This window comes from Bradyrhizobium sp. Arg816, from assembly GCF_029989365.1.
GTDB lineage: Bacteria > Pseudomonadota > Alphaproteobacteria > Rhizobiales > Xanthobacteraceae > Bradyrhizobium.
In genome coordinates, this window is the sequence record NZ_JAPRAQ010000070.1 from 1 (window position 1) to 1,653 (window position 1,653).

Below are 1,653 nucleotides of genomic sequence, written 5' to 3' on the forward strand. Positions count from 1 at the left end.
AGGCGTTCAAGTCGGCTTACGAGGCCTATGAGGCCAGGGCGAAAGCCGGCGGCATGCGCGTCTTCAAGACCGTGCGCGCGAGCGACCTCTGGCGTCGCATGCTGACCATGCTGTTCGAGACCGGTCATCCCTGGATCACCTTTAAGGACCCCTGCAATCTGCGTTCGCCGCAACGCCACGTGGGCGTGATCCATTCCTCGAACCTCTGCACCGAGATCACGCTGAACACCTTCGCCGACGAGGTCGCGGTCTGCAATCTCGGCTCCGTCAACATGCTCAACCATGTCGGCGCTAACGGGACCGACCACGCCAAGCTGAAGCGGACGGTGACGACAGCCGTACGGATGCTCGACAACGTTATCGACATCAATTTCTACACGATCCCCGAAGCGCGCCGTTCCAACATGCGTCATCGTCCCGTCGGGCTCGGCCTGATGGGCTTTCAGGAAGCGCTTCAGGTCCAGCGCATTCCGACCGCGTCCGACGCGGCCGTGGCGTTTGCCGACACCAGCATGGAGGCAATCTCGTTCCACGCGATCGAGGCGTCGTCCGATCTCGCCGCGGAGCGCGGACGCTATCCGAGCTTCGCGGGCTCGCTGTGGTCGAAGGGCGTCTTGCCACTCGACTCCATCCAGCTTCTCGCCGACGCGCGCGGTGGTCTCGACGTCGATCGCTCCGCAACGCTCGACTGGGATCGCATCCGCAAGAAGGTCACGTCCAGCGGCATGCGCAACTCGAACGTCATGGCGATCGCGCCGACGGCGACGATCTCCAACATCTGCGGCGTCTCGCAGTCGGTCGAGCCGAACTACCAGAACCTGTTCGTGAAATCGAACATGTCCGGGGACTTCACGGTCGTGAACGAGTTCCTGGTCCGCGACCTCAAGGCGAGGGGGCTTTGGGACGAGGTCATGGTTTCCGATCTCAAATATTTCGACGGCAGCGTCGGCCAGATCGACCGCGTTCCTGACGATCTGAAGGCGCTCTACGCCACCGCCTTCGAGATCGACAGCGCCTGGCTGATCGAGGCGGCCGCGCGTCGGCAGAAATGGATCGACCAGTCGCAGTCGCTCAACCTCTATATCGCCAATCCCTCCGGCAAGAAGCTCGATGCGCTCTACCGGCTGGCCTGGCGACGCGGGTTGAAGACGACCTACTATTTGCGCTCCCGCAGCGCCACGCATGTCGAGAAATCGACGTTGAAGGGCACCGATGGAAAGCTCAATGCGGTGTCCGCGTCAGTGGCGGTGTCGCACGCGCCGATCATGATCCCGACCGCAGCGGCACCGGACCTCGACGGCATCAAGGCCTGCCGGATTGACGATCCCGAATGCGAAGCGTGCCAGTGAGGAGATGACGATGCTCGACTGGTCCGATACCGAAACCACAGCAGCCGCTCCGGCCGCCTCAAGTCTCGCCACCGCACTGCGTCCGCAGACCCAGCTCAGGCTCGAGCCGGCCGACCCGACCGGCTTAGGCGCGATCGATCGCGCCGGCGGCCGCGTCTCGGTCGACGAGAAGCGGATGATCAACTGCCGCGCCGACGTCAACCAGCTGCTTCCGCTGAAGTACAAATGGGCCTGGGAGAAGTATCTCTCAGGCTGCAACAATCACTGGATGCCGACCGAAGTCTCGATGCAGGCCGACATCGCG

Annotated in this window: 1 protein-coding gene and 1 pseudogene; both read left to right on the forward strand. The window is 63.2% G+C overall.

The window, feature by feature from the left end; all coding sequences use genetic code 11:
• Positions 1 to 1,349, forward strand: a 1,349-nt coding sequence (locus tag OWC48_RS45830; RefSeq protein ID WP_282525899.1) for a ribonucleoside-diphosphate reductase subunit alpha, incomplete at its 5' end; no start/stop codon positions are given.
• Positions 1,350 to 1,359: 10 nt separating this feature from the next.
• Positions 1,360 to 1,653 (forward strand): annotated as a pseudogene (locus tag OWC48_RS45835) (ribonucleotide-diphosphate reductase subunit beta); the annotation flags it as partial.